2 protein-coding genes are annotated in these 1,060 nt (G+C 63.5%); both read left to right on the forward strand.

From position 1 onward, the window contains the following. On the forward strand, window positions 1-343 hold a 343-nt coding region (locus BG57_RS30905), incomplete at its 5' end, for an AMP-binding enzyme (RefSeq protein ID WP_035971125.1). A gap of 394 nt (window positions 344-737) precedes the next feature. Next, window positions 738-1,060 (forward strand): enoyl-CoA hydratase/isomerase family protein (locus BG57_RS30910; protein ID WP_035971127.1); only part of this gene is annotated, 323 nt, incomplete at its 3' end.

Consider the following 1,060-nt stretch of genomic DNA (forward strand, 5'->3'; position numbering starts at 1 on the left):
CAAGGACGTGATCAAGTCGGGCGGCGAGTGGATCAGTTCGATCGACCTGGAGAACATCGCGGTGTCGCATCCGCAGGTGGCGGAGGCGGCGTGCATCGCGTGTTCGCATCCGAAGTGGACGGAGCGGCCGATGATCGTCGCGGTGCGCCGCCCCGGTGCAACGCTCACGCGCGAGGAACTGCTCGCGTTTTACGAAGGCAAGGTCGCGAAGTGGTGGATTCCCGATGACGTCGTGTTCGCCGACGAGTTGCCGCATACGGCGACCGGCAAGCTGCAGAAGGTGCGGCTGCGCGAGTTGTATCGGGAGCACGTGCTGCCGGGGGTGGAGGAGAGGACGGTCTAGCCGTCTTAGTCCCGCCGGGCAGGGTTGGTCGGATTAAGTCACTAGCGAAAGCCAATACTTTGCAGCGACCATGCTGGCCTCTTTGCGACAGTCGAGAGGCCGCTTTGTCGTTCGCCCCAATACGGCCGCTTCAGCCACATCGCAGGTAGGCGAATCTGTTCTGGCGAAGCCTCAACGAGCCGATCCATGTGAGTGTGCAGGACGCAGGCACGTTCGACGCGGCCCGCCACTACTGCTTCGCCACCGGAAGTCATCTCACCGACGTACTCTCGGCGATTGCCTGAGCGATGGAGGCGGCGCGGGCGGCATTCCTAACGCATGGTCAGACCGTGTTTTGTAAATTGCGGCTCAATCGCCCACAATGCCTCATCGGCGCAACACACAGGAGCGATACATGCCCGTGCAGTACACCATCCGCGACAACGTCGCCGTCATCACGCTCGATAACCCGCCCGTCAACGGGCTCGGGCATTCGACGCGCCTTGGCATCGTCGAAGGCGTCGAGCGGGCGCGCGACGATGCGAACGTGGCGGCCGTCGTCATTATCGGCGCGGGCAAGGCGTTCTCGGGCGGCGCCGACATCACCGAATTCAACACGCCCAAAGCCACTCAGGAACCGACGCTCGCCACCGTCATAAAGGCCGTCGAGAACAGCGAAAAACCGGTGATCGCCGCGATCCACGCCATCGCGATGGGCGGCGGCCTCGAACTCGCGCT

It is taken from the genome of Caballeronia grimmiae (genome assembly GCF_000698555.1).
In the GTDB taxonomy this organism is placed as follows: Bacteria; Pseudomonadota; Gammaproteobacteria; order Burkholderiales; family Burkholderiaceae; genus Caballeronia; species Caballeronia grimmiae.